Raw genomic sequence first — 22,929 nt, 5'->3', positions numbered from 1 at the left:
GGATTTATCTGATATCGCTGACAGCTGACTGGAACATGGTTTGAAACACTGGTTTTTTGTTGTGTTTTTTTTCCTCTGGAGTTTGGGCCAGGCCTCGTTGCAGGCCGCAGAACCTTTGGCGTTACACAGGCCGCTGGCCAGGGTACTCAGCAGTGAAAATGGCCTGAAACAGAATATGGCGCGGGCTTTGGCAGAAGACCAGTGGGGTCGGCTCTGGATAGGGACGCTGGAGGGCTTGCATCTGGTGGAAGGCGACAGCGTGAAGTTAGTGCAGTTGCCGGGGGGCCAGACAGCCGGAAAAATTATTCTGGATCTGCAGACCGATCGACAATACGGGATGTGGTTTGCCACCAATACCGGCTTGTATAAAGCCGACACCCGAACCCTGAAGGTCGAAGCCATCACGGCCGCCGCCGCTCTGCCCTATATTCACAAACTGGCCTGGTTAACAGACACAGTATTGGGCATTCTGACCTCTGACCAGCAACTGCACCTGCTGGATACCCAAAGCCAGCAAGTGCGTCAGGCAACACTGAATTTTCCGGTGTCTGAACTGCACGCCACACCAGAGGGTCTGTTGCTGCGCAGCCAAAATCAGTTTTTTTTGTACCGGCCCAATCAGCACGACCAGCCTCAGCCATTCGCTGCAAGCGCCCCCGACGCTATCAGCAGCAGCCTGTGGTTTGAGCAGGCCTTATGGCTGGTCACTTTGGATTGGCAGTTGTGGCGCTGCATCCCAACTGCCTGCGAGCAGGTGCAGTTACCGGCCTTAACGGAATCGTTCAGTGAGGTCACAGCCCTGACCAGCTGGCAGCAGCAACTGGTGGTTGTACGTCAGGACAGCATCGTTTTGTACCAGCCCGAAAATGGCCAGTCCAGGCTGGTATTGCCACAGCTCATCAGCAGCACCTACAGCTCCCGCACCAAACAAATTAAGCTGCAAATGCTGCGCACCGGTGAGCTGGCCATTGGCCGCGACCGTGGGGTACTGCTGGTACCATTGAGTTATCAGGATCTGAGCAGTTTTGCTGCTCGGGCCCCCGGATTCAGCGCCACACTGAACACTCTGACCAGTGTCGGCGCAGATCAGTTGTTGGTCGCTACCGATCAGGCGCTGGAGCTTTACCGAACCGACCTGCCACAACCGGCGCGGATCCAGCAATTGCCTTACCCTAAACCTATGGTTCCGCTGTTGTTTAAACGTTTAGGTCCGTTGCTGCTGATGTCAACGGCAGAAGCAGGTATTCAGTTGGTGAACCTGGATAAAGCTGAAATAACTCCCTGGCCTTATCAGTTTGCCGAACTGGAGGACAACAAGATCCTGATTGATGTGCTGCCCCTGGATCAACAACACTTCTTACTGCTGTTTAACCGCAAGCTGATGCTGATGCGACAGCAAGGAACCCGCTTCGACAAAATCTGGATCACCGACTTGCCCACAAAAGACACCTCAGGCTTGCTGTATCAGGACGGTCAGCTACTGCTCGCAGCTTATTATCAGGGGGTGCTCAGCAGCCACTGGACCCAGTGGGAACAGCCGCCACTGCACTGGCAGTATCAGTTGGCGGGCGACCCGGTGTTAGGCCTGCGTCGTACCGGTAGCGGCGAACTTCAGCTCTGGTCCGCCGAACAGGGGGTGCGTTTGCTGAACAAGAACAGCGATGGCTGGCACGCCACTCCCATTGAGGCGATGCGTCAATTGCCGAACCAGACGGTGGTCTGCAGCGCAGAACTGGCGGATGGCTACTGGTTTGCAGCCACCCATCAGGGCATCGCCGTCTTTGATCGCAGCAATCAGCTGATCAGACTACTGACTGAATACGACGGCCTGGTACAGCACGAGTTTAATCAGTTTCAATGTGGGCAGATGGGAAATCAGGTGTATATGGCGGGCGACGCTGGGGTCACCTTGCTGGGGTCACCTCAAGAGCTGTCGACTGTGCAGGCCCGACTGGACTGGAGCCATGTTCTGGTTGACGGAACCCAACATTTGATCTCAGACAGCCCATTGCAGTTGACCGAACCCAATGTCATTGAATTCAGTTTCAACCTGGGGCCAGCCCCTGTGTTGGCACCGGTGCGTTATCAGTACCGGCTGGAGCCTGCCAACTCCCAATGGTTTGATCTCAACATCAGTACCCTGAGGTTCTCTCAACTGGCCACTGGTCAGTACCAGCTGAACGTCCGGGCTATTGACGCAGACGGCCGTTGGTCTGATCCACTTCAGCTCCATTTTTCCGTCAAGCCGAAATTCTGGCGCAGCCCGGCGGCTTATGGGCTGTATCTGTTGCTGGCCACTTTGCTGTTCTGGTTGCATTTCCGGCAACGCTGGCAAATTCAGCAGGCCCGTCTGGCAACCGCCGAAGCTCAGCATAAACTGCAACAGGACTACACCCATCAGCTGGAACTGGCCGTGCAACAGCGCACGGCCAGTCTGGAACAACAACAGCAGGAACTGGTCTTGCTGCAACAGGAAAAAATTGCGTTTTTAAGCAGCACCAGCCATGACCTGAAAAACTTATCGGCCCTGGTCCGGCTGAATCTGACGGATTTACGGCAACATCTGCAGCCCTCCGGTGAACCGGGTTGGCACACGGTCAATAACAGCTGCAAGTTACTCAATACCCTGGTCGACGACATTCTGGAATTATCCAAGCTGAACGCCGGCGTGATCACCCCCCAGCTGCAATTGGTGAATTTAAGTCAGCTGTTGCAGCAGCTGTACCAGACTTTTGTGCCTATGGCGGCTGAGCTAAAAGTCCGGCTGGAACTGAACGTCGAACCCGATCTGCTGGTGGTTACCGATAAACACCTGGTGGCCCGTATGCTGATGAATCTGTTGGACAATGCGCTGAAAAATCTGCAGGAAGGTGAACTGGTACAACTGGAGCTGAAACACCGTTACCAGCACAGCCAGCAGCTGTATTTGTCAATCCGGGATTCAGGCCCTGGGTTACCCCAACCGATGCGACGCCATTGGGGGAACGCTTTTCAGCGGGGTAACCAAAGTTATCAGGGGTCAGGTTTGGGCCTGAGCATAGTACGCAAAATTGCCGAGTTACTGGTGTTGCCGATCAACTTATACAGTTCAGAACGGGGCACCAGTTTTGGTCTGCGTTTTGTCCGGGCAGAGCCATATACCGTGCCTGCAGCAGCTGTTGGTTCAGCTCTGGTGATAGATCCGGACCCTCAGGTCCGGCAATCTTTGTATTACGAACTGGTGCGGCATGGTTTGCAGGTCAGCGTATTTTCGTCTTTGCGCGACTTTCAACGTTCAGGTCAGACCGGGTTTCGCCTGCTGATTTCTGATGTACACTTGAACGCGACGGAAGACCACCTGACGGAATTGACCTTATTGACCTCCAGGTTAGCCCCTGGCGGTAAGCTGTTACTGATGTCGGCCGACGCCACCTTGCGTCAGCGCCTGCCAGAACACAAAGCCGTGTATTTTATGCTGAAACCTGTGAAACGCGCCCGCCTTGCCTGGCTGTTAGCAAAGGACCAATAGATGACATTTCAGATTGTGCTGGCCGAAGACCACCCTATTTACCTGGATGCACTGAGCCGGTCTTTGCAACAGGCTATTGCCGGGTTGCAGGTGTACCAGGCCGCAGATTACCTGCTGCTGTTTGAACTGCTGGAGAAGTACTGTGACGAACTGGATTTATTGCTGATGGATTTGTCGATGCCCGGCAGCTCAGGTTTGAGTGGCCTGCATTTTATCCGCAGCCGCTTTCCCGAGTTGCCTATTGTGATCCTGAGTGGCCATGACGACCTGGCGATGCGTCAGCTGTGTCTGAGTGCCGGTGCTTCGGCATTTTTATCCAAAGCGGCCGACAGTGCTGATGTGGTCCACACCATCAGCCAACTGCTGCAAGGCGATTACCAGTTTCCAACCGCAGTGCAACGCCAGCCCGAAGCGGGTTCAGCCCAGTTGCGTATAGCCCGCCTCACCCCTGGCCAATACAAAGTGTTTAAACTGCTGGCTGAAGGCTACAGTAACAAACAGATCGCCAATCAGTTAGGGCTGGCCGAAAAAACCGTCAAAGTGCATGTGTCCGCCATTCTGGAAAAACTGGAAGTCGACAACCGTACTCAGGCCGCTTGCCTGCTGGCTGATGCTGCCGCCTCCTGGTTGAAAGCCCCTCCCCATTCCTGACCAACCAAACTGGCTCCCAGCGCCGTTAACACAGCTGCGGCTGCAAATGAGACGGGGGCATACCCAAATCAGTTGCAGCTGCAGCAAGGCGACAAGCCAGTGAGACCCCAGGAGCATAGTCACCTTATGTGACTGGGGCGAGATGGCGCCGTCAACACAGCTGCGGCTGCAAATGAGAAGGGTATAGGTCTAAAGACCTAGCGGTTCTAGCCCTAGAGGTCAGTAGTGTGAAACCTGACCCGCTTTTACACTGTGAGTCTGGGCCAAGTGCATTTTTAGTTTCCGGGGCTGTGTATGCAACTTGAAACCGACTTATCCGAACAAAGTTTCCGCCTGATCAGCCAATGGCTGTATCAACGCAGCGGTATTCATTTGGGCGACGAAAAAAAAGTGCTGGTCAAAGCCCGGTTAGCCGCCCGACTGCGGGACTTACAACTGGGCAATTTTGAACAGTATCTGGACCTGATCACCAGTCACAGTGCGGCCTCAGAACAACAGATAGCGCTCAATTCGCTGACCACCAATGAAACTTATTTTTTCCGCGAAGAAGCACATTTTGAGTTTCTGCAGCGCTGGTTACCTAAAGCGCCTCTGTGCCAGCCATTGCGTTGCTGGAGCGCCGCGGCATCGAGCGGGCAAGAAGCTTACAGTCTGGCCATGATGCTGGCGGATAAGTATGGCTTTAACACGGACTGGAATATTCAGGGCACAGATATCAACAGTGAAGTGGTGCAGGCGGCCAGACGTGCGGTGTATCCACTGGCGCAGGCAGACCGCATCCCGCTGCAGATGTTACAAAAATACTGCCGTAAAGGCCGGGGCAAAGATAGCGGATCTTTTATGGTGACGCCGGAATTGCGGCAAAAAGTGCAGTTTTTCCAGCTGAATCTGATGCAGATGCCCGCTGAGACTCTGCGTTTTGACGTGATATTGCTGCGTAATGTGCTGATTTATTTTAAAGCTGCCGACCGCAAATACCTGATCAGCCAGCTGCTGCAGCGTTTGAAACCAGGTGGCTTGTTGCTGGTAGGCCATACCGAAAGCATCAACGGTTATGATGAAGGGTTAAAGCTGTTGCAACCAGCCTGTTACCAGTGGCTGCCATGACCCCAATCCCAAAGGAACAGTGTCAGCCTTTAGCCCGGACTGTGGCTCAGGGCATTTCCGTATTTGCCCTTTGCCCCTTTATTGCGCTGACACTGAGCATAGTCTTGATTGTCAGCCTGAGCTCCTGGTATCGCAGCACCGAGGTCAGACGCAGCCTGATCAGCCAGCTGGAAACCAACCTTCGAGCCACTGCGCTCACGGAAGCTGAACTGCTGTCGCAGCAACTGACCACTGTGGCCGAACAGTTGCACATCCTGGCCCCTGAGCATTTGTATTACCTCAATGCACCCACTCCAAACCCGCAGCGCACAGCGGCAGAACTGGGGTTTGCCTTGTTGCCCAATGGATTTTTAGTGGAAAAATCCGGCCAGGGAGTGCATATGTTTTATCAGGGGCAACCACCCTACCGCCCTGAGCAGTTGGTGCTGGCGCTGAAAACCAGACGGCTGAACCTGCTGTATCAGGCGGTGGTCGACACCAACCCTTTGATTGACCAACTGTATTTTATCAGCACCGACAATATGAGCCGGATCTACCCGCCTTTGCCTGCAGACTCCGCCTCCTTGCAGTCACCACGGCCTTTGGTGCAACAGAACTTTTATTACCTGGCAGATCAGCAACATAACCCGACACGCCAACTGACCTGGACTCAGGCATACCCTGACGCCTTTGGTATGGGCCTGATGGTGTCAGCCCTGCAGCCACTGTATCAGCACAACCAGCTGGCGGGGGTTATGGGGGCTGATATCACTTTACCCAGCCTCGCTGCCTCTTTATTGCAACGGGCCTCTCAGCATGGCTATCAGGTGCTGCTGCTATCCGGTCAAGACGACATTCTGGCCGTATCGGCGACACTGAAACCTCAACTGCAACTGACAGAGCGCAACCATACACAGCAGCAATTGAGCGAATGGCCTGGAGGCACAGAACAGCGGCCAATCGTGACCCTTCAGGGGCAAGATTATGTGCTGAGCAGGCACCAGGTGGCGGCAACCGGCTGGCAGCTGGTATTGCTGCAGCCTATGACCCTGATCAATAACACTGTCACTCAGCAGGAGCAGAACGAACTTCAGCTGCATCTGGCAGCCTTTTTCGTGTTATTTTTGCTGGTCAGTCTGTATTTCCGTTTTATGTATGCGAAAGCCAGCCAGTTTGCTGTCAGCCTGATTCACCCTATCCGCCGCCTGACCAGCTGGACCAACACCCTCGGGACTGTCCCCAGCCCGGATCCCCTGACCGACCAAAGCCGTATTCAGGAAATCCGTACTTTGGTCGATAATTTCCGCGCCATGGTGTTTGAGCTGCATGAACGCAACCAGCAGCTGCAACAAACCAATCAGGCGCAACAACAACTGGAAGCTGAAAGTCTGCATTACCAGCATCAGGCCAGCACCGACCGCCTGACCGGCGTCGCCAACCGCCAGGCGCTGGAGCTGGCTTTGGCCAGTTACACGACGGCGGCTGTGCCCGGTAACCTCAGCCTGATCCTGCTGGACATCGATCATTTCAAACAAATCAACGATACTTATGGACATCAGACCGGTGATCGGGTGCTGACACAGGTGGCAACCCGTTTAGCGCCGCTGGTGGAGCCCCCCGGCCTGTTTGGCCGCTGGGGTGGAGAGGAATTCCTGGTAGTGTGCCCAGGTTACCGCTTGTCAAACGCGGCCGAACTGGCAGAACAACTCAGGCTGCAGGTACAGCTGTTGCAGTTTGACCAGCCATTTCAAATCAGCATTTCTTTAGGTGTCGCCCAACAACAGCCTGCAGAGGCTGTGGATCGTACTTTAGGTCGGGCTGATTTTATGTTGTATCAGTCAAAACAACAGGGGCGTAACAGGGTCAGTCAGGCTCCGTTGCCCGCTGCGTCAGAAGAGAATGAAATTTATGCAGAAGAAGATTTTAGTGGTCGATGACAGTAAAGTATCCCGCCTTTTTGTGGTGAGTTACTGGCGGGACCTGCGCCCGGACTGGATTTTTGTTGAGGCCGAAGGTGGCGAGCAGGCCATTCAGATGGCTGAAAGCCAGCAGTTTGACGTGATAGTGCTGGATTACAACATGCCGGATATAGATGGCTTACATGTTGCTGAAAAGGTTAAAATAAACCAAAAAAATTGTTTTGTGGCGCTGCTCACCGCCAATATACAGCGTTACATTCAGGACGAAGCAGAACAGGCCCGGCTGTTTTATTACCGCAAACCTGTCACCCCGGACCTGATCCGGCAAATAGCACAGGATGCTGAGGAGTACCACAATGCAATTCAGTGACTTACAAAAAGACGCCCTGTGCGAAGTTTTTAATATCAGTGTCAGTCAGGCGGCGGCCGCTATGAGTGAGATAGTGCAGCAACCGATCCGGATGACGGTGCCCAAGGTGGATGTCTGCGATATTTCCCAAGCCATCAGCCAGCTGGACAGGGGTTATGATATTTGTGGGATAGCCCAGCGTTTTCAGAGCAGTTTCAGCGGCCAGGCCATTTTACTCTTTCCTGAACACCGCAGCCTGGAACTGGTCCGGCTGATGGTGGGGCTGGATACACCGGTGCAGCAAATCACCGAGCTGGAACAGGATGCGATGGCTGAAATAGGCAATATAGTGCTGAACGCCTGTCTGGCCTCGTTATCCAACCTGTTTAACCAACGTTTTGACTTAACCATTCCGCAGCTGGTGATGGGTGACAGCAGCCAGGTGCTCAGTGAGTATGAAGACGAACAGGTGCTGATCCTGCTGCAAATTCTGTTTTATCTGGAAGACCGGGAACTGGAAGGCAGTATCGTCTTTGTGGTGAACCTGCAGTCCATGCTGGCACTGCAAGAGTGTATAGGTACTTTTATTCAGGGAGCGCAACGCAGCCAAAACACCTGAAAAAAGCAGCAGACCCTGAACAGCACTCGATGCAGTCAGACCCGTAAACTGCTTGAGATTAGAGGATTTAACGCAGAAAATTCATGCCCGCCTGCCACCAGCTGAACAATTTATCTTCCGGCATAGGTGGAGAAATAAAGTAGCCCTGTCCGACATGGCAACCGGCACCACTCAGGTAATTCCAGTCCGCTTCCGTTTCAATGCCCTCAGCAACAACAACAATGCCCAGTTTCATGCACATTTGCAGGGTACTTTCAAAAATGACCTGCAAGTGCGATTTCCCGGCAATGCCTTTAATCAGGGAACGATCCACTTTCAGTTCAGTAAAAGGGATTTGCGCCAGCTGTTTGACAGAAGAATAGCCGGTACCGTAGTCATCAATGGACAAGCCTGCACCGGCCAGCCGCAGCCGGGTCAAAATGGACAAGGCTTTGCCTATATCGCGGATCACCGAGGTTTCCGTCACTTCAAAGGTCAGGCCTTTGGCTGCCACATCGGCCTGTTTCAGCAGCGTCATAATATTTTTAGAGAACTCATCATTATCAAAAGACACCGCAGATAAATTGACAGCAATTTTGATAGAAAAACCCTGAGCAGCCCAACGTTGCTGCTGCTCAGCGGCCATACGCACCACCTCATAACTCAGTTGATCGATCAGCTGGTAGTTTTCGCAGAGTTGGATAAAGTCATTCGGGAACACAATACGTTCATCGTATTTCAGCCGCACCAGGGCTTCCACTTCCGTCAGCTCTCCGCTGGCAAATTCAATTTTCGGCTGGTAATGCAACACAAAACGACGTTCTGCCAGTGCCTGTTCCAGTTCTGCTTTGCTCAGCACTGGCGCACTGACCGCAGGCACGTTGTGTTGTTGGCTCTCAACCCGTCCTTTATACAGATGCAATTTTTCCAGCAAGGAGCTGCGCTGCACCGGTTTTTGCAGTGAGCCCAGTACATAAAGCCCCTCTGTTGTTGCCATAAATTCAACCGCTGAGATCAAAGCGGCTTCGCGGGAGCTGACGATCAGAATGGCGGAGCGCTGCTGGCGCGCCGCCAGCAGATGAATCAGTTCAATGCCGTCGATGTCCGGCATTTCTAAATCGCAAATCAAAATATCAAAATCATGTTCACCCTGCTCAATCAATGCCAGGGCTTCGCGGCCGTTTTCTGCGCCGGACAGGTGACTGCAGCCGAACTCCCGGCATAAACTCAACAGGTATTCACGTTGTGTTTTGCTGTCTTCCACCACCAACAATGATAAATCGTTCATGCCTCGTTCCTCTGCGATTTAAAGCTGTAACTACTGATTACCGCAGCCACCTGCTCCAGACTCAGGACCACCGCAGCAGCGTCACGTTTGATGGCTTCTTTAGGCATACCAAACACCACTGAACTGGCTTCATCCTGCGCATAGGTCATGGCGCCCGCCTCTCGCATCTCCAACAGGCCACGGGCACCATCATCTCCCATACCGGTCAGAATAAAACCCACGGCATTCTTACCGGCACTTTTCGCCACAGAGCGGAATAACACGTCCACCGACGGGCAATGCCGGTTTACCGCTGGGCCGGCCTTGACACTGACCTGAAAAAACGCACCGCTGCGGACCAGGCTCATATGCTTGCCGCCTGGCGCAATCAATGCCAGACCAGGCCGCACTTTGTCACCATCCTGCGCTTCTTTCACGTCAATAGTGCAAATCTGATTCAGCCGGCTGGCAAAGGCTGCAGTAAATTTTTCCGGCATATGCTGCACAATAACAAGGCCTGGGCAGCCAGGCGACAGCTCCGTCAGGATCTGCTCCAGCGCTATGGTGCCGCCAGTGGAAGTGCCAATGGCCACCACTTTTTCGGTGGTTTTGCTCATGGCCGTCGCCTGAGTTTCGGTCTGTGTCAAAGCGGGACTGACCGGCAGCGAACTGTTTTTAGTGCGCCTCAGCGCCGCCACATTGGAACGGGCGGCTTCACGAATGGCGCTGAGCAGCTCCTGTTTGCTGTCCTGCAAAAAGCCCTTCACGCCGCTTTGCGGTTTGGTAAAGATGGCGACGGCTCCTGCGCTTAAAGCTTCCATCGTGGTTTCTGCACCCTGCTCTGTCAGGGAAGAACAAATCACCACTGGAGTCGGCCTGCCCTGCATAATTTTTTTCAGAAAGGTAATACCGTCCATACGCGGCATTTCAACATCCAGAGTAATCACATCAGGCCAGTCTGCTTTCATTCGGGCCACCGCAAAAATAGGATCGGCCGCCGTGCCTGTGACTTCAATGTCAGGCTGATTGGCCATCATGTCAGACAAAACCTGACGCACCACGGCCGAGTCATCCACAATCAATACTTTGATTTTTTTGGTTTTGTCCATTTTTGTCTTTACCCCGCCACTACCTGCTCTATATCCAGCGCCCCGGTGCGGCTGTCAAATCGGAGCCGTCTGGCGGGTTGCCCCCCTGTGTCCTCTCGGTCAAGCTGTAACTGATGCTCGCGAATAAACTGCCGGGCCATTTCCAGATTCAGTGCACCAATCTGAAACTGCCGGGCCAGCTGGCCACTGAGCAGGTTACCGGCACCACCGGCCAGACTGACCTGCAGTTCTTGCGGTGGGATTTGGTGTTTTTGCACCTGTTGCCATAAATAAGGCAACACCTGATCCGCATACTTGCCCTGCACCAGCACTTTGCCGGCTTCAGTGGCCGGGGTATGTGGCGAAATGTAGTGGCACATTGCATAAAAGCGGCTGGCCGGATGCCACAACACCAGCGACACACAAGAACCCAATACAGTAAAATACAACTGACGCCCGCCCGTACCGTACACAAAGTCGCCGGGAGCCAGATTGGTTAACTCCAGTCTGGCGGCTGTCATGCTTTCAACCTGTAACAGGCCGGCTGAATTTGTTGTAAGCGATCATCGTAACCATGAATACTTTCTGAATGCCCCACCAGCAAGTAGCCACCAGGTTTCAGGAACTTCAGCACATTGCGGACAATTTTTTGTTTGTCTTCCAACTCGAAATAAATCAGTACATTGCGCAAAAGAATCAAGTCAAAGCGGTAGTTAAACTGCTTGGGCTCCATCAGGTTCAGCGGTTCAAAGCTGACCTTCTGACACAACTCAGGCCGGAACTTAAACCAGCCTTCATCTTTGCCTTTGCCTTTCAGGGCATAGGCTTTCAGTAAGTCCTGTGGAATTTTACGGCTGGCTTCAATCGGATAAATCGCCTGCCTGGCAGTGCACAGCACCGCCGTATTGATATCCGTGCCCACCACAGACCAAGGCTGATAGCCGCCAAACTGCTGCGCCAGTACCATAGCCACCGAATAAGCTTCCTGACCGGTAGAGGCCGCCGCGCTCCAGACCTGAAAAGGGGCTGCAGGGGTTGTGGTTTTATGCCCTGCGGCGACTTTCTCCAAAAAACGGAAATGTTTTTCCTCACGAAAGAAGTAAGTTTCATTGGTGGTCAGAATATTGACTGCCAGCTCATGTTCCAGCTGTTCTGCCGGATTGAGCAACACCCGGATGTATTGCTCAAAACTGGCCAGCTCCAGTTCCCGCATGCGTTTTTGCAGGCGGCCGCAGACCAGGCTGCGTTTGGTGTCATTCAGAAAAATACCACTGCGCTGGTACAACCAATCCCGGACTTGTCGAAACGACTGCTCTGAAATGCTACTGCTGACCTGCACAACCCCTCCTGCGTCTTACCGAGGCTCAGAAGTTTTCGAAATCAAAGTCGGCTTCATCAGCAGCAGTCGCTTTTTTGCTGACTTTGGCAGTTTTTACCGGCTGGGCATGATGCACAGCTTTTTTCGGCCGCTGCTGCGCCGTGTGCTGGGTAATGCTGAAAAACTCCATCAGTTGCTGTAACTGCACGGCCTGCTGGGTCAATTCTTCAGAGGTGGATGACAACTCTTCTGACGCCGCAGCATTTTGTTGCGTGGCCTGGGTGATCTGCAGAATGGCGTCATTAATTTCACCCGCGCCAACCGACTGCTCGTTACTGGCGGCAGAAATTTCCTGCACCAGCTCAGCGGTACGCTGAATGGAAGGCACAATTTCGGTCAGCAGGGAGCCCGCCTGTTCAGCCAGCGTGACCGAACTGGTGGCCACTTCACCAATTTCTTTGGCGGCCGTCTGACTGCGGGCCGCCAGTTTACGCACCTCAGCGGCCACCACAGCAAAGCCCCGGCCATGCTCGCCGGCCCGGCCCGCTTCAATGGCCGCATTCAGCGCCAGCAAGTTGGTCTGGTAAGCAATGTCATCAATAATGCCTATTTTCTGCGCAATCTGACGCATGGCCGCTACCGTCTCGCTGACCGCTTTGCCACCACTGATCGCCTGATTGGCACTTTTCGACGCAATGCCCTCAGTAATTTTCGAGTTTTCATTGTTTTGCGTAATGGAAGCGGTCATCTCCTCCATAGCAGCAGAGGTTTCTTCAATACTGGCGGCCTGCTCAGAGGAGGACTGACTTAACGACTGAGCCGTCGCATTCATTTGCTCAGCTGCCGAAGATAAAGTGTCAGTGGAGGACCGCACTTCGCTGATGATTTCCGATAATTTCTGCACCATCTGGCTGATGGCAAACAACATACTGGACTGATCGCCCTGCGCCAGCTGCACATTCACAGTTAAGTCACCGGCCGCCACTTTGGTAATCACATCTTCCGCATAAGCCGGCTCACCGCCCAACTGACGGGTCAGACTGCGGGTGATCAGCACCCCCAGAATCAGACTGGCCAGGATGCTGGCAAAGATACAGCCCAGGTTCACCCACAGTGCAGTAGTGTAACTGGCTTCGGAGGCATTAAATGACTGCTCAGCCACTTTCAGCTGCACATCCACCAGTTTGGCGAAACTGTCCGACACCGGCTCTATTTTCGGATACAACTGCTGCAATACAAAGTTATCCAATGCCTCACGGTCGCCATCACGGAGGACCTGCTTTAACTTAGCCACCGCAGCATCCGCTTCGGCCAGCTGGGGCTTGATCTGCGCTACCAGTTCTTTTTCCGCAGACACCAGTTCAGTGACCAGGTAGGCGTTCCAACGCTCATGAATAATGGCGTCCGCTTTGTCAACATTGGTCAGGCCGTCGGCCATACTCAGGCCGTTATTACGCACCTTGTGTGCCGTATCGACAATATTAACCGCATACATATCGGCAATCAGCTTCAGGTCTTTCAGCGGGATCACCCGGTCTTTGTACACAGAGCCCATAGCCCGGTTGGAGTCCTGCATGGCCAGAATGCCCATTACACCAACAATAAGGATCAGGGCAATCATCGCGCCGGCCAGCGTGGCGAGCCGGGTGGCTACTTTCATTTTTCTAAACATAAAACACCTTTTGTTGTCAGCTCTCTGGCAGGGCCAGACTTTAGTTTGTGTTCTGCTGGTTTCCCGTCCAGGCGGGAACCACGGCAACGCGTTAAGTTTTGAAGTAAGACACCATCTGCTGCAAGTCCTCAGCCTGTTGAGTCAACTGCTCAGAGGTGGAGGACAATTCTTCTGAGGCCGCGGCATTGTGCTGCGTTGTCAGCGAGATCTGTGCTATGGCTTCGTTAATACCGCAAGTGCCAGCGGATTGTTCCTGACTGGACGCCGCAATTTCCTGCACCAGTTCCGCCGTCTGCTCTATTGCGGGCACTATCTGTGCCAGCAAACCACCCGCCTGTTCGGCCAGAGTGACAGACTGCCCCGCCACTTCACCAATCTCTTTGGCGGCCGTCTGACTGCGGGCGGCCAGTTTACGGACCTCAGCTGCAACCACAGCAAAACCACGGCCATGTTCACCGGCACGGCCTGCTTCAATAGCGGCATTCAGCGCCAATAAATTGGTTTGATAGGCAATGTCGTCCACTATGCTGATTTTTTGGGCAATTTGTTTCATGGCGCTGACGGTCTGCAGCACCGCCTGTCCGCCATGTTGCGCCCTTGAGGCAGCTTTGGTGGCAATCTCATTGGTGGTTTTGGCGTTGTCGCTGTTCTGGCTGATGGACACACTCATCTGCTCCATCGCTGCGGACGTTTCTTCCACACTGGCGGCCTGTTGACTGGATGACTGGCTCAACGCCTGAGCCGTTGCATTCATCTGCTCTGAAGCCACCAACAGACTGTCGGTGGATGCACGTACCTGTTGAATAATCTGGCTGAGCTTCGCAATCATCTTTGCCATACCCGCCAGCATACTGCTGTGGTCGCCATTCAGAAGCTGCACCTTGACAGTCAAATCCCCGGCAGCCACCCGGGATATCACCTGTTCGGCGTACTGAGGTTCACCGCCCAGCTTTTTCCGTAACAGCAGATAGCTATAGCTCAGGGCCAATGCCAGTAACAACACAATGGCCAGTTGCATCACATAAATGACAGTTTTCATGGTGGCTGCGGCCTCTTCAGCCTGCTGCACAGCGTCCAGTGTGCGGGTATCCAGCAACACAAAAAACTCGTCGATAGGCCGCATAATACGGGCCTTACTCTGGTGATAGGCGTCGTCATGCATCAGCGCTCTGGCTTGTGCCAAATCGGCTTTACCCGGTACAAACTGACCTTTGCCATCCGGTACCAGCCCTTTCACTGCATTCATTGCAATGACTTCTGTATTGACCAGCGCATTGGAGTTCTGGCTGGCTTCGGCAAGTTTCGCCAGTTCCTGCTCGGTAAAGCCTGCTTGCTGCATCAGCTCCAGTAACGGCATTTGCCCGTTGCTGTCAGGCCGGGGCGGGCGGCCATCCGCGGTATAAAAATCCCAGTAAATGCGCTGATAGTCTTGTGGCCTTGGCAGTTCACCATTCCGGATACGCAAAATACGGTTGTACACCTGTTCATACCGGGGGTCCTGAGTCACCACATAGGTCCGGGCAAGACGGGTCAGATCATCAGAACTCTGGCGCAGTTCATCTGCCAGCAAGTACGACTGGTAACGTTGCTGGTGGGTGCGGCTGACCTGCTGGTTCAGTTCAGACAAGCGGTATTGCGCCACTGCCAAGGCGGCCATCAGTGCAGCCATGACCAGCACCAGCACAGTGAACAGCTGCTTGACAGTCAGGTTATTTTTCACTGACTTTCTCCACCAGTGAAGCCAGTTCATCCACAGATAAGGCTTTGTCACCACGCAGCAGGATCACAAACTGGCCGTCCACATTGATCACCCCATGAATAAACTGCGCTTTGACCCTGGCACCAAAAGTGGGGGCAGGTTCAATCTGGGTGGTATCCACTTCAATGACTTCAGTTACGCTGTCTACCAAGGCCCCCAGCACCACCAGTTGGTCCTCGTAAGGAATTTCCAGTACCACAATGCAGGTGCGCTCTTTCAGTTCTGTGGCACCTTTACCCAACCGTAACGACAGATCGATCACAGGCACCACTTCACCGCGCAGATTCAGCACGCCTTTGACAAAATCCGGCATCAGCGGAATAGCAGTGACATTGTCGTACTCCAGTATTTCTTTCACTGTTTCTATACTGATGCCAAAAAACTCATCCCGGATCATAAAGGTCAGGTACTGACGCTCAGTGACAGACTCAGATTTATGCGGTTCCATAGTGTGATTCACTCCCCAGACTACGAATGGGCAACACAGCTTTCTTGCTGAATTGCAAAATCAATCAGTTGTGGTACATCGAGAATAAAGCCAACCTCACCACTGCCCAGAATGGTGGTGCCACTCAGGCCTCGTGCTGATTTGACGACCGCGTGCAAAGGTTTAATCACGGCCTGTAATTCACCATGCAAAGCATCCACCACCAGGCCGGCGCGTTGGTGGCCGTACTGCACCACCAGAATATTTTCCCGCTCTGTGGCGTTCCCGGATGACAAACGGAACAAATCGTTGATCCGGACAAAAGGCAAAACTTCACCACGCAGATTAAAGTAATCCCGTCGTTCGGCCTGCTCTGCCTGACAGTCGGCACTGAATTCAATACATTCCTGCACCATATTCAGCGGCACCACAAAATGAGTGTCCGCCACGCTGACTTCAAAACCATCGATAATGGCCAGGGTCAGCGGCAGACGAATACGGAACAAAGTGCCTTTGCCCAGCTGGGATTCAATAAAAATCTGGCCACGCAGCTCTTCCAGGTTGCGTTTCACCACATCCATACCCACACCGCGGCCAGACAGGTTGGTCACTTGGGACGCCGTGGAGAAACCCGGTGCAAAAATCAGCTTAAAACACTCTTCTTCCGTCAGTGCCTGCTCGGCGCTGATCAGGCCTTTTTCTATGGCTTTTTGCCGCAGTTTTTCCGCATTCAGGCCCTGACCATCGTCCTGAATTTCCAGCACCACAGCGCCAGCCTCATGGTAAGCATTCAGTCGTAACAAGCCCTGAGCAGGTTTGCCCTGATACAAACGCAGCTCTTTGGCTTCAATGCCGTGATCCAACGCATTGCGTACTATATGCATCAGAGGATCCGACAGCTTTTCCACCATGCTTTTATCCAGCTCGGTTTCAGCACCGAGAATTTCCAGCTGAATATCTTTGCCAAGCTCTTTGGACACGTCCCGCACAATGCGTTTCAGCCGGCTGAATGAATCGCCAATCTGTACCATACGCAGCCCCAGAGTGCCGTCGCGGATTTGTTCAATCAGCGACGTCATCACCCCAAAGGATTCCGACAGTTTTTCGTCATCCCGTTGCTGCACCAGCAACTGGTTAGCCGCGCCAGCAGTGACCAGCTCGCCAATCAGGTTGATCAGTTGGTCCAGCTTGCGGGCTTCTACTTTCAGAAACTGCAAATCCGCCGGCCTTTTGTGTTCGGTACTTTTTTGTTTGTGTAACGCGACATCCAGCAAAGCCGGATCCAAAACCCCTTGTTGCACCAGCATCTGTCCCACTGCGACTGTGGATTTATCCTGACGGATTTCCTGCTGTTGTGTCTGTAGGGCCTTTTCCAGTTCTTTGGCCGTAACAGCCCCAGCTTCCAGCAAGACTTCACCCAAAGGCTGATCCAGCACCGGCAACTGCTGCAATTTTTGCTTCAGTTCAGCCGGCGCCTGGATCAGCACCTCACTGCTGTCCTGAATAAACTCAAACACATCTTCAATATCTTGTTTGCTGGCAGCCGACTGCAGTTGCATATCCAGCTGCAGATAACAGTTTTCCGGGTCAAAGTCGGCGGCGGGCGGAAATTGGGCTGTCAACTGCACGGCAGACAGCTGCCCGAGTTTTTGCAGATACGCCAGTTGGGAGGACGGGTCCATGCCGTCTTTAAACACATCCTGACCATAACGGATTTTCAGTTGCCACAGTCCGGGCAAGGATTCCGCCGCAGCCTGGGGGGAGGGTGCAGCAACAGCGGCAGCAGGCTGAATAAACCCCATCAACTGCTGCAACAACACAGCACCGGTCGCTTTATCGGCCTGCAACCCGGGTGTGGCCACTGCATCGACCAGATGACCCATATGGGACTGGCAATCCAGCATCAGCGACAATAACTGCGGGCTTAATTCGAGTTTCTGATCCCGCACTTTGTCCAGCACTGTCTCCACATTGTGGGTAAAAGCCACAATGTCGTCGAAACCAAAAATACCAGCGGAGCCTTTAATGGTATGAGCGGCCCGGAATACTGCGTCTATATGCTCGGCAATGTCGGCGGTGCCAGCTTCGACATCCAGCAGGCACTGCTCCATCGATTCCAGCAATTCTCTGGCTTCATCAATAAACAGCTGTTTTGCCTGTTCCATATCCATAGCCCGGCCCCTTATTCCAGATTGCCCGGAAATTCAAACTGATAGATATCCAGCAAGCGCTGCACCATGGTGTTTTCCGTGCCTGTGACCCTGACCAAAGACTGCAGTTGCAATTGGTGACTTAACCACCACACCAGTTGCAAGCCTGCGCTGTCGATGTCCTCAACGGAGGATAAATCCAGCAACACCTTGGCTCCGGCGTTCACCAGACCAGAGCGGCATTGTTCCATCAGCTCATGCACAGTAAAGATGGTCAGGTCCTGGTTAAAAGCCCAGACCTGAAAATCGGCGGATTGGGAAAAAGTCAGCGCCATAACAACCTCAGGGCAGGATCAGTTTATTGACCGCGTCCAACATCTGATCAGGTTTAAAGGGTTTCACCACCCAGGCTTTGGCTCCGGCCGCTTTACCGGCGGCTTTTTTCTCTTCCGCCCCTTCAGTGGTCAGCATAATGACGGGGGTAAAGCGGTAGGCAGGCAGCTTTTTCAGTTCAGTCACAAAGGTAATGCCGTCCATGTTGGGCATATTGACATCTGAAATCACCAGATGAATTTTGTCGCCGGAGCATTTGCTCAATGCATCTTTGCCATCCACAGCTTCAAGCACCTGAAAACCGGCATTGCGCAATGTCATGCCAACCACCTGACGAATACTGATCGAATCGTCCACGACGAGAATAGTTTTAGTCATACCCTGAAATTCCTAAAAGAAAGTGATCTCTGAGCTGGCGGCCGCTTTGGATGCAGACCGGCCCTGATGCACGGACACCTGCTCTAAAGTGGTGTAAGTCCGTTGTAGCTGTTCCAGCCAGTCCTGCACACGCACCAGCTCCAGAGGGCCCTGCTGCTGACTGTGTTGTTCCAGATACTGCTGCAGCTTTTCCATATCGGCCATGATATGGCCGAGGATCTGGCTGACTCTGTCCTGAAACTGCAATTCAACCACCACCTGCTGAATATGTTGCTGCACTTCACTGCTTTCGTGTTCGAGCTCCACCGCAGACTGCAACAGGTTCTGACTGACAGAACTGAAATCATGCAACACTTTGGCAATGGCCTGACTGACCTGCTCCAGACGTTGTTCATCCTGCTCGGTAAAACGCTGGGTCGAATTCAATGTGTTTTCCAGTGTACTGTTCACTTCTTCTATACGCTGGGTAATACGGCTGCCCGTGGCCCCGGAACGGGTCGATAAAGTACGGACTTCATCCGCCACCACGGCAAAACCGCGGCCATGTTCACCGGCTCTGGCGGCTTCAATGGCAGCATTCAGTGCCAATAAGTTGGTCTGTGACGCAATACCAGCCACTTCCGACCCCATGGCTTTGAGTTCATCGGTGATGGCTGCCAGCGATTTGATTTCAGCCAACAACTGATCCCGGCTGTGCATCGCCTGACGCAGCTGATCAACCACCAGATTCAGCTCCTGGTCTGCCGTCGCCACCACCTGATCCAGCCCCTGACCACCGTGCATGGCGCCGGCGGTTTTCCGGGATGCAGCCACCGCATTACCCAGCTGCTCGCTGATCGCCATAAACTGTTGCACCAGTTGGGTGATGCCTGTTTCGGTCTGTTCCCTGACCAACCCCTGCTGATTCATCCAGAGTGGCAATAACGCGGTTAACAGCTGTTGATAGTGCTGTTGCACCTGCACAGACTGCTGCAGTGTTTCCTGCTGCTGTTTCTGCATCTGTTGCCACTGCACCCTCTGCTGTTGGTGCTGCTGTTTTTGGCTCCAAAGCCCGGCCAGAATCAACGCCATGGTCAACAGGATCAGCAGCGCAGGTCCCCATGGACTGACACCTGCCCACACCATACCCAGCGCCAGAACCGCACTGACCAGACTTGCCAGAAACCAGGGTTGAATGGAGTTTTTGGAAAGAAGATGAAATTGTGACGTCATAATGTTTCAGCTAACCACTTCATGCTTAAGCATTTTATTTAAAGGCCAAACTAGCATAGCAGCGTGTCTTAAATTTGCCTGTGTTGTACTTTAGAAAAGTACCCACCCCAAAACCAGTAACCTTACCAGCCGCCTGACAGCCGCTTTGACGACTTTTTAATCAGCTGTTCCTAAAGTTGAATTAACTGATGACGCAAGGCAAAGCGGATCCAGTCACTGGGGCAGCTTAACCCCAGTTTTTTACTGATCGTCGACCGGTGAAACTCGACTGTTTTATTGCTGATATAAAGTCTGGCAGCGATTTCACGGGCAGTGTGACCTTCTGCAGTCAGTTGCAGTATTTGTTTTTGTTTCAGACTTAACGAAGACAGCCCTTGGTCGGCGCTCAGGTGCTCAGGCTGCACCAGCGCCTGCACCAATAAGGGTGAAAATTGTTCCGGCAGATAAAACTGCCCGGCCAGTACCTGACGCAGACCGTGCAGGCTTTGCGCTGCAGAAGCCATTTTGGATAAAACGCCCTGGACACCCAGCCGTACCGCCTGCAGCACAGGTACAAAATCGGCCGGACTGGCTAGCAACAGAATCTTCAGGTGAGGGAATTGTTGCCGCAACTGCTCTGTCACCAAAGTGGCGGTAATTTCAGGCAGGCGGGCAGAGAGCAGCAAAGCATCAGGTTTATGCAGCCGGCACAGACTCAGCACGTCAGGCCCGTTGTCTGCCGTGGCCAGCACCTCATAGTGGTGCTGCTTTAATAACTCAACCAGGCAGTCGCGAAATAACAACTCTGCATCAGCCACAATCAGTTTTGGATACACCACGTTTGAGCCCGGTTCACTTGTTCGGGCCGCAGTATAGGAAGATAGCCTGCCGCGCTCCATAACGCAGAGGTCCTACCCAGCTAAGACTAAAGACCTAGAACTCAGACCAGACAGGGCTCAGCCGGGCGGCACCTGGTTTAACCGGACATCAGCCACCCGATAAACAACAAGGCAAAACCAAACAGATACAGCAGCCCCAACCAGGATAAACAGCGGATCCACAAGGCCATTTGACCGGCGCTTTGCATCAGCCGGTAGTTCAGCCAGGCGAACACCGGCGTGGTGACAAACGCCAGGCTCATTGCAAAGGTCAGCATAGGGCCCAGTGAAGATTTAAAGAATAAAATCACAGCCAGACCTGCCATGGCTTGCAACAGGAGCCAGACCGAATAACTGCGGTGATTGTTGGTGTGTTGCCAGCCAAGCAGCTGAAAGGACTCGTTGATAGTGCGGGCGTAGCCATCCAATACCGTCAGGGTGGTGCCAAACATACATAAAAAAGCCACAAAAGCGACCAGCAAGGTCGACCAGTCACCCATGGTTCTGGCATACATTCCCACAAACTGCTGAATATAAGCACCACCGGCCAGCGCGACCTCTTGCGCTGAGCCAAACTGCACCAGGGCCCCCAGCGCCAGAAACACCAGCGCCAGCGCCGTGGTACTCCAGTACCCCAGATGGAAATCGAACAGGCCATTGGCCCGGCTGACCGGGTTCTGTTGTTGTTTGGCTTTCAGCCACAAGGAGTTAATGGCGGAAATTTCAATAGGGGCCGGCATCCAGCCCATTAAAGCCACCAGAAAGCCTAAGTAAGCCAGTTGCCAGGGCGAAGGTGCCACATACTCTGGAGGGGCCTGCATACCTTTTTGCCAGGCAATCACCGCGGCGGCCACTGTAGTGAGGGTCAGCAGCCCCATCACCCACTTGGACACTTTGTCCAGCAAGCGGTATTGGCCGGCCAGCAACAGCAGCACGCAGACCAGCAGCAACAGGCAACACAGCAGGGTCAGGGAGACAGGCACCGGAATAAAATACTGCAACAAAGCCGCAGTTAAAATCAGCACCCCGGCCGTATTGACCACAGCCGCAATCAGGTTCAGCCAGACAAAACCCAATAAATAGCCACGGCTTTGCCGGCGGTAACCTTCCAGCAAGGTTTCTCCGCTTTGCAGGCTGTACTCCACACCAAAACGGAAAAATGGGTATTTCAGTACATTCACCAGCACAATCAGCAGCGCCAGCTGCCAGCCAAATAAAGCACCGGCCTGAGTAGAAGCAACAATATGCGAGCCGCCAATGGCCGCTGTGGCCAATAAAATGCCCGGCCCCAACGCCTGCAGGCGACTGAGCCACTCTTGTTTTCCCTGTTGTGTCATGTGGTTGTAGTTATGGCTGATGAAAAGTGCCCCAGCTTAGCCAAAGCAAAACATGAACTCCATGCCCGGGCGGAAAAATAGCCATCGTAGCGCAACAAACTTGCCGCTCTGCCCTGGCTCTGGCATGCTGCGATTTTTCTGCCTGCCGGAGTACACAATGGATCAGGAACAGCTTGATCAGAGCCTGTTATTTGAAGTGCTGGAAAACCAGCTGGCCGACAACCACCCGAAACAGGTGAAAGAAACCATGTTGCGGCTGCGTATGACAGGCCACAGCAATGAAGAAGCGCTGGAACTGATGGCCTGCGCCTTAGCACCGGAAATGCAGGCCGTGATTGAACAAGGACAAAGCTTTAACCTGGAACGGTATGTGCAACATCTGGCGTTGTTACCTGAAACGCCCTGGTTGAGTGATGCAGACCTGGCCGACTAACCAAACAACAAAATCATCTCGGCCGCCTCACAGCGGCAATCAAAACCACAACGCACACATTCGTAGCCATTGTGGCTGTCAGCACGCCATTTATCCGGGTGAATTTTCACCAGTTGGCCCCCCTGTTTACTGAAATAACGGACAGCAGCATTGCCTGGGCTTTGCCGCCATAAATGTGCCACCCCAGCCTTGGCGCCCTGTGCTTTTAATGCCTGGATCGAGCGCTGCATCAGTTCGCCGCCAATGCCCTGCCCCTGCAACCTGGGGCTGATAGTGTTGCATTTAAAATAGGCCACCTGCGCAGCTGGCACAGGCCAAAGTTCCGGACTGCACCAGGCATCAGGTTGCCAGTTACCCGCCGCCCAGGCCAGGCGGAACCCCACCAGTTGGTCGTCCTGATAAGCCACGAAGCTGGCATCCTTCCCTTGTTGAATGCCGAGCTGGTGGTAATAAGCCAGAGTCGGCTGGTCCAGATAACCGGCACCATGCACAGTGTTCGCCAGCACCAGCAACGGCTGATAATCCTGCAACTGCAGCTGACGGTAATAAATGCGCTCTGACATGCTCACGGCTGGCCCTCTTGGTTT

The 22,929-nt window shown here is 53.5% G+C and carries 21 protein-coding genes; 7 read left to right on the top strand and 14 right to left on the bottom strand.

Annotated features, from left to right (window positions below; all coding sequences use genetic code 11):
- Positions 1–40 precede the first annotated feature (40 nt).
- The 6 genes from WKJ04_RS09120 (at position 41) to WKJ04_RS09095 (ending at position 8,132) form a co-directional block, all read left to right on the top strand.
- Positions 41–3,508 (top strand): ATP-binding protein, encoded by a 3,468-nt coding sequence (locus WKJ04_RS09120; protein ID WP_337880144.1) that lies wholly within the window; start codon positions 41–43, stop codon positions 3,506–3,508.
- On the top strand, positions 3,509–4,159 hold the full coding sequence (locus WKJ04_RS09115) for a response regulator transcription factor (RefSeq protein ID WP_337880143.1): 651 nt from the start codon (positions 3,509–3,511) through the stop codon (positions 4,157–4,159).
- Between the two features lie 294 nt (positions 4,160–4,453).
- Positions 4,454–5,266 carry a protein-glutamate O-methyltransferase CheR gene (locus WKJ04_RS09110; protein ID WP_337880142.1) on the top strand — a complete coding sequence of 271 codons (813 nt, stop codon included), beginning with the start codon at positions 4,454–4,456 and terminating at the stop codon, positions 5,264–5,266.
- Entirely contained in the window at positions 5,263–7,182 is a 1,920-nt protein-coding gene (locus WKJ04_RS09105) for a diguanylate cyclase (protein WP_337880141.1), read from the top strand. Before WKJ04_RS09110 ends, WKJ04_RS09105 begins: the two co-directional genes overlap by 4 nt.
- Positions 7,154–7,534: a response regulator gene (locus tag WKJ04_RS09100; RefSeq protein ID WP_337880140.1), complete on the top strand. Its 381-nt coding sequence runs from the start codon at positions 7,154–7,156 to the stop codon at positions 7,532–7,534. Before WKJ04_RS09105 ends, WKJ04_RS09100 begins: the two co-directional genes overlap by 29 nt.
- Positions 7,521–8,132, top strand: coding sequence for a chemotaxis protein CheC (locus WKJ04_RS09095; RefSeq protein WP_337880139.1), 612 nt, complete (start codon positions 7,521–7,523; stop codon positions 8,130–8,132). The genes WKJ04_RS09100 and WKJ04_RS09095 overlap by 14 nt, the downstream gene beginning before the upstream one ends.
- Before the next feature lie 67 nt (positions 8,133–8,199).
- On the opposite strand, the gene WKJ04_RS09090 is transcribed toward WKJ04_RS09095, so the two are convergent.
- The 13 genes from WKJ04_RS09090 to WKJ04_RS09030 all read right to left on the bottom strand — a co-directional run bounded on the left by WKJ04_RS09090 (position 8,200) and on the right by WKJ04_RS09030 (position 21,909).
- The gene (locus WKJ04_RS09090) at positions 8,200–9,399 is read right to left on the bottom strand and encodes an EAL domain-containing response regulator (protein ID WP_337880138.1); all 1,200 of its coding nucleotides are present in this window, start codon (positions 9,397–9,399) and stop codon (positions 8,200–8,202) included.
- Positions 9,396–10,487 (bottom strand): chemotaxis response regulator protein-glutamate methylesterase, encoded by a 1,092-nt coding sequence (locus tag WKJ04_RS09085; protein ID WP_337880137.1) that lies wholly within the window; start codon positions 10,485–10,487, stop codon positions 9,396–9,398. Before WKJ04_RS09085 ends, WKJ04_RS09090 begins: the two co-directional genes overlap by 4 nt.
- An 8-nt stretch (positions 10,488–10,495) precedes the next feature.
- Positions 10,496–10,987 carry a chemotaxis protein CheD gene (locus tag WKJ04_RS09080; RefSeq protein WP_337880136.1) on the bottom strand — a complete coding sequence of 164 codons (492 nt, stop codon included), beginning with the start codon at positions 10,985–10,987 and terminating at the stop codon, positions 10,496–10,498.
- Positions 10,984–11,805 carry a CheR family methyltransferase gene (locus WKJ04_RS09075; RefSeq protein WP_337841574.1) on the bottom strand — a complete coding sequence of 274 codons (822 nt, stop codon included), beginning with the start codon at positions 11,803–11,805 and terminating at the stop codon, positions 10,984–10,986. Before WKJ04_RS09075 ends, WKJ04_RS09080 begins: the two co-directional genes overlap by 4 nt.
- A gap of 25 nt (positions 11,806–11,830) precedes the next feature.
- Positions 11,831–13,456 (bottom strand): methyl-accepting chemotaxis protein, encoded by a 1,626-nt coding sequence (locus WKJ04_RS09070; RefSeq protein WP_337880135.1) that lies wholly within the window; start codon positions 13,454–13,456, stop codon positions 11,831–11,833.
- Positions 13,457–13,547: 91 nt separating this feature from the next.
- On the bottom strand, positions 13,548–15,176 hold the full coding sequence (locus WKJ04_RS09065) for a methyl-accepting chemotaxis protein (RefSeq protein ID WP_337880134.1): 1,629 nt from the start codon (positions 15,174–15,176) through the stop codon (positions 13,548–13,550).
- The gene (locus tag WKJ04_RS09060; protein WP_337841577.1) at positions 15,166–15,663 is read right to left on the bottom strand and encodes a chemotaxis protein CheW; all 498 of its coding nucleotides are present in this window, start codon (positions 15,661–15,663) and stop codon (positions 15,166–15,168) included. Before WKJ04_RS09060 ends, WKJ04_RS09065 begins: the two co-directional genes overlap by 11 nt.
- Positions 15,664–15,683: 20 nt before the next feature.
- Positions 15,684–17,813, bottom strand: a complete 2,130-nt coding sequence (locus WKJ04_RS09055) for a chemotaxis protein CheA (RefSeq protein WP_337880133.1) — start codon at positions 17,811–17,813, stop codon at positions 15,684–15,686.
- An 11-nt stretch (positions 17,814–17,824) separates the two neighbouring features.
- Positions 17,825–18,127, bottom strand: coding sequence for an STAS domain-containing protein (locus tag WKJ04_RS09050; protein ID WP_337880132.1), 303 nt, complete (start codon positions 18,125–18,127; stop codon positions 17,825–17,827).
- A 7-nt stretch (positions 18,128–18,134) separates the two neighbouring features.
- A complete protein-coding gene (locus WKJ04_RS09045) occupies positions 18,135–18,503 on the bottom strand; it encodes a response regulator (protein ID WP_337841580.1) in 369 nt (122 codons plus the stop codon).
- 12 nt (positions 18,504–18,515) lie between these two features.
- The gene (locus WKJ04_RS09040; protein WP_337880131.1) at positions 18,516–19,715 is read right to left on the bottom strand and encodes a methyl-accepting chemotaxis protein; all 1,200 of its coding nucleotides are present in this window, start codon (positions 19,713–19,715) and stop codon (positions 18,516–18,518) included.
- A 170-nt stretch (positions 19,716–19,885) separates the two neighbouring features.
- Positions 19,886–20,533 carry a response regulator transcription factor gene (locus WKJ04_RS09035; protein WP_337880130.1) on the bottom strand — a complete coding sequence of 216 codons (648 nt, stop codon included), beginning with the start codon at positions 20,531–20,533 and terminating at the stop codon, positions 19,886–19,888.
- Between the two features lie 137 nt (positions 20,534–20,670).
- Positions 20,671–21,909, bottom strand: a complete 1,239-nt coding sequence (locus WKJ04_RS09030) for a divalent metal cation transporter (protein ID WP_337880129.1) — start codon at positions 21,907–21,909, stop codon at positions 20,671–20,673.
- 157 nt (positions 21,910–22,066) lie between these two features.
- Here WKJ04_RS09030 and WKJ04_RS09025 point away from each other — a divergent pair, with 157 nt between their 5' ends.
- Positions 22,067–22,342 (top strand): hypothetical protein, encoded by a 276-nt coding sequence (locus WKJ04_RS09025; RefSeq protein ID WP_337880128.1) that lies wholly within the window; start codon positions 22,067–22,069, stop codon positions 22,340–22,342.
- On the opposite strand, the gene WKJ04_RS09020 is transcribed toward WKJ04_RS09025, so the two are convergent.
- The gene (locus WKJ04_RS09020) at positions 22,339–22,905 is read right to left on the bottom strand and encodes a GNAT family N-acetyltransferase (RefSeq protein WP_337880173.1); all 567 of its coding nucleotides are present in this window, start codon (positions 22,903–22,905) and stop codon (positions 22,339–22,341) included. The two genes, WKJ04_RS09025 and WKJ04_RS09020, sit on opposite strands and share 4 nt — an antisense overlap.
- Positions 22,906–22,929 lie beyond the last annotated feature (24 nt).

The organism is Rheinheimera sp. (genome assembly GCF_037442345.1).
In the GTDB taxonomy this organism is placed as follows: domain Bacteria; phylum Pseudomonadota; class Gammaproteobacteria; order Enterobacterales; family Alteromonadaceae; genus Pararheinheimera.
Note: the sequence above shows the minus strand (reverse complement) of the source record. Positions and strands in the feature narration are given on the sequence as shown.

Excerpts from the sequence above, each read along its gene's own strand:
- WKJ04_RS09030 (WP_337880129.1), bottom strand. The coding sequence starts at position 21,909 with ATGACACAACAGGGAAAACAAGAGTGGCTCAGTCGCCTGCAGGCGTTG.
- WKJ04_RS09025 (WP_337880128.1), top strand. The coding sequence starts at position 22,067 with ATGGATCAGGAACAGCTTGATCAGAGCCTGTTATTTGAAGTGCTGGAA.
- WKJ04_RS09050 (WP_337880132.1), bottom strand. The coding sequence starts at position 18,127 with ATGGCGCTGACTTTTTCCCAATCCGCCGATTTTCAGGTCTGGGCTTTT.
- WKJ04_RS09070 (WP_337880135.1), bottom strand. The coding sequence starts at position 13,456 with ATGTTTAGAAAAATGAAAGTAGCCACCCGGCTCGCCACGCTGGCCGGC.
- WKJ04_RS09090 (WP_337880138.1), bottom strand. The coding sequence starts at position 9,399 with ATGAACGATTTATCATTGTTGGTGGTGGAAGACAGCAAAACACAACGT.
- WKJ04_RS09055 (WP_337880133.1), bottom strand. The coding sequence starts at position 17,813 with ATGGATATGGAACAGGCAAAACAGCTGTTTATTGATGAAGCCAGAGAA.
- WKJ04_RS09095 (WP_337880139.1), top strand. The coding sequence starts at position 7,521 with ATGCAATTCAGTGACTTACAAAAAGACGCCCTGTGCGAAGTTTTTAAT.
- WKJ04_RS09060 (WP_337841577.1), bottom strand. The coding sequence starts at position 15,663 with ATGGAACCGCATAAATCTGAGTCTGTCACTGAGCGTCAGTACCTGACC.
- WKJ04_RS09110 (WP_337880142.1), top strand. The coding sequence starts at position 4,454 with ATGCAACTTGAAACCGACTTATCCGAACAAAGTTTCCGCCTGATCAGC.
- WKJ04_RS09020 (WP_337880173.1), bottom strand. The coding sequence starts at position 22,905 with ATGTCAGAGCGCATTTATTACCGTCAGCTGCAGTTGCAGGATTATCAG.
- WKJ04_RS09115 (WP_337880143.1), top strand. The coding sequence starts at position 3,509 with ATGACATTTCAGATTGTGCTGGCCGAAGACCACCCTATTTACCTGGAT.
- WKJ04_RS09100 (WP_337880140.1), top strand. The coding sequence starts at position 7,154 with ATGCAGAAGAAGATTTTAGTGGTCGATGACAGTAAAGTATCCCGCCTT.
- WKJ04_RS09105 (WP_337880141.1), top strand. The coding sequence starts at position 5,263 with ATGACCCCAATCCCAAAGGAACAGTGTCAGCCTTTAGCCCGGACTGTG.
- WKJ04_RS09045 (WP_337841580.1), bottom strand. The coding sequence starts at position 18,503 with ATGACTAAAACTATTCTCGTCGTGGACGATTCGATCAGTATTCGTCAG.
- WKJ04_RS09080 (WP_337880136.1), bottom strand. The coding sequence starts at position 10,987 with ATGACAGCCGCCAGACTGGAGTTAACCAATCTGGCTCCCGGCGACTTT.
- WKJ04_RS09040 (WP_337880131.1), bottom strand. The coding sequence starts at position 19,715 with ATGACGTCACAATTTCATCTTCTTTCCAAAAACTCCATTCAACCCTGG.
- WKJ04_RS09085 (WP_337880137.1), bottom strand. The coding sequence starts at position 10,487 with ATGGACAAAACCAAAAAAATCAAAGTATTGATTGTGGATGACTCGGCC.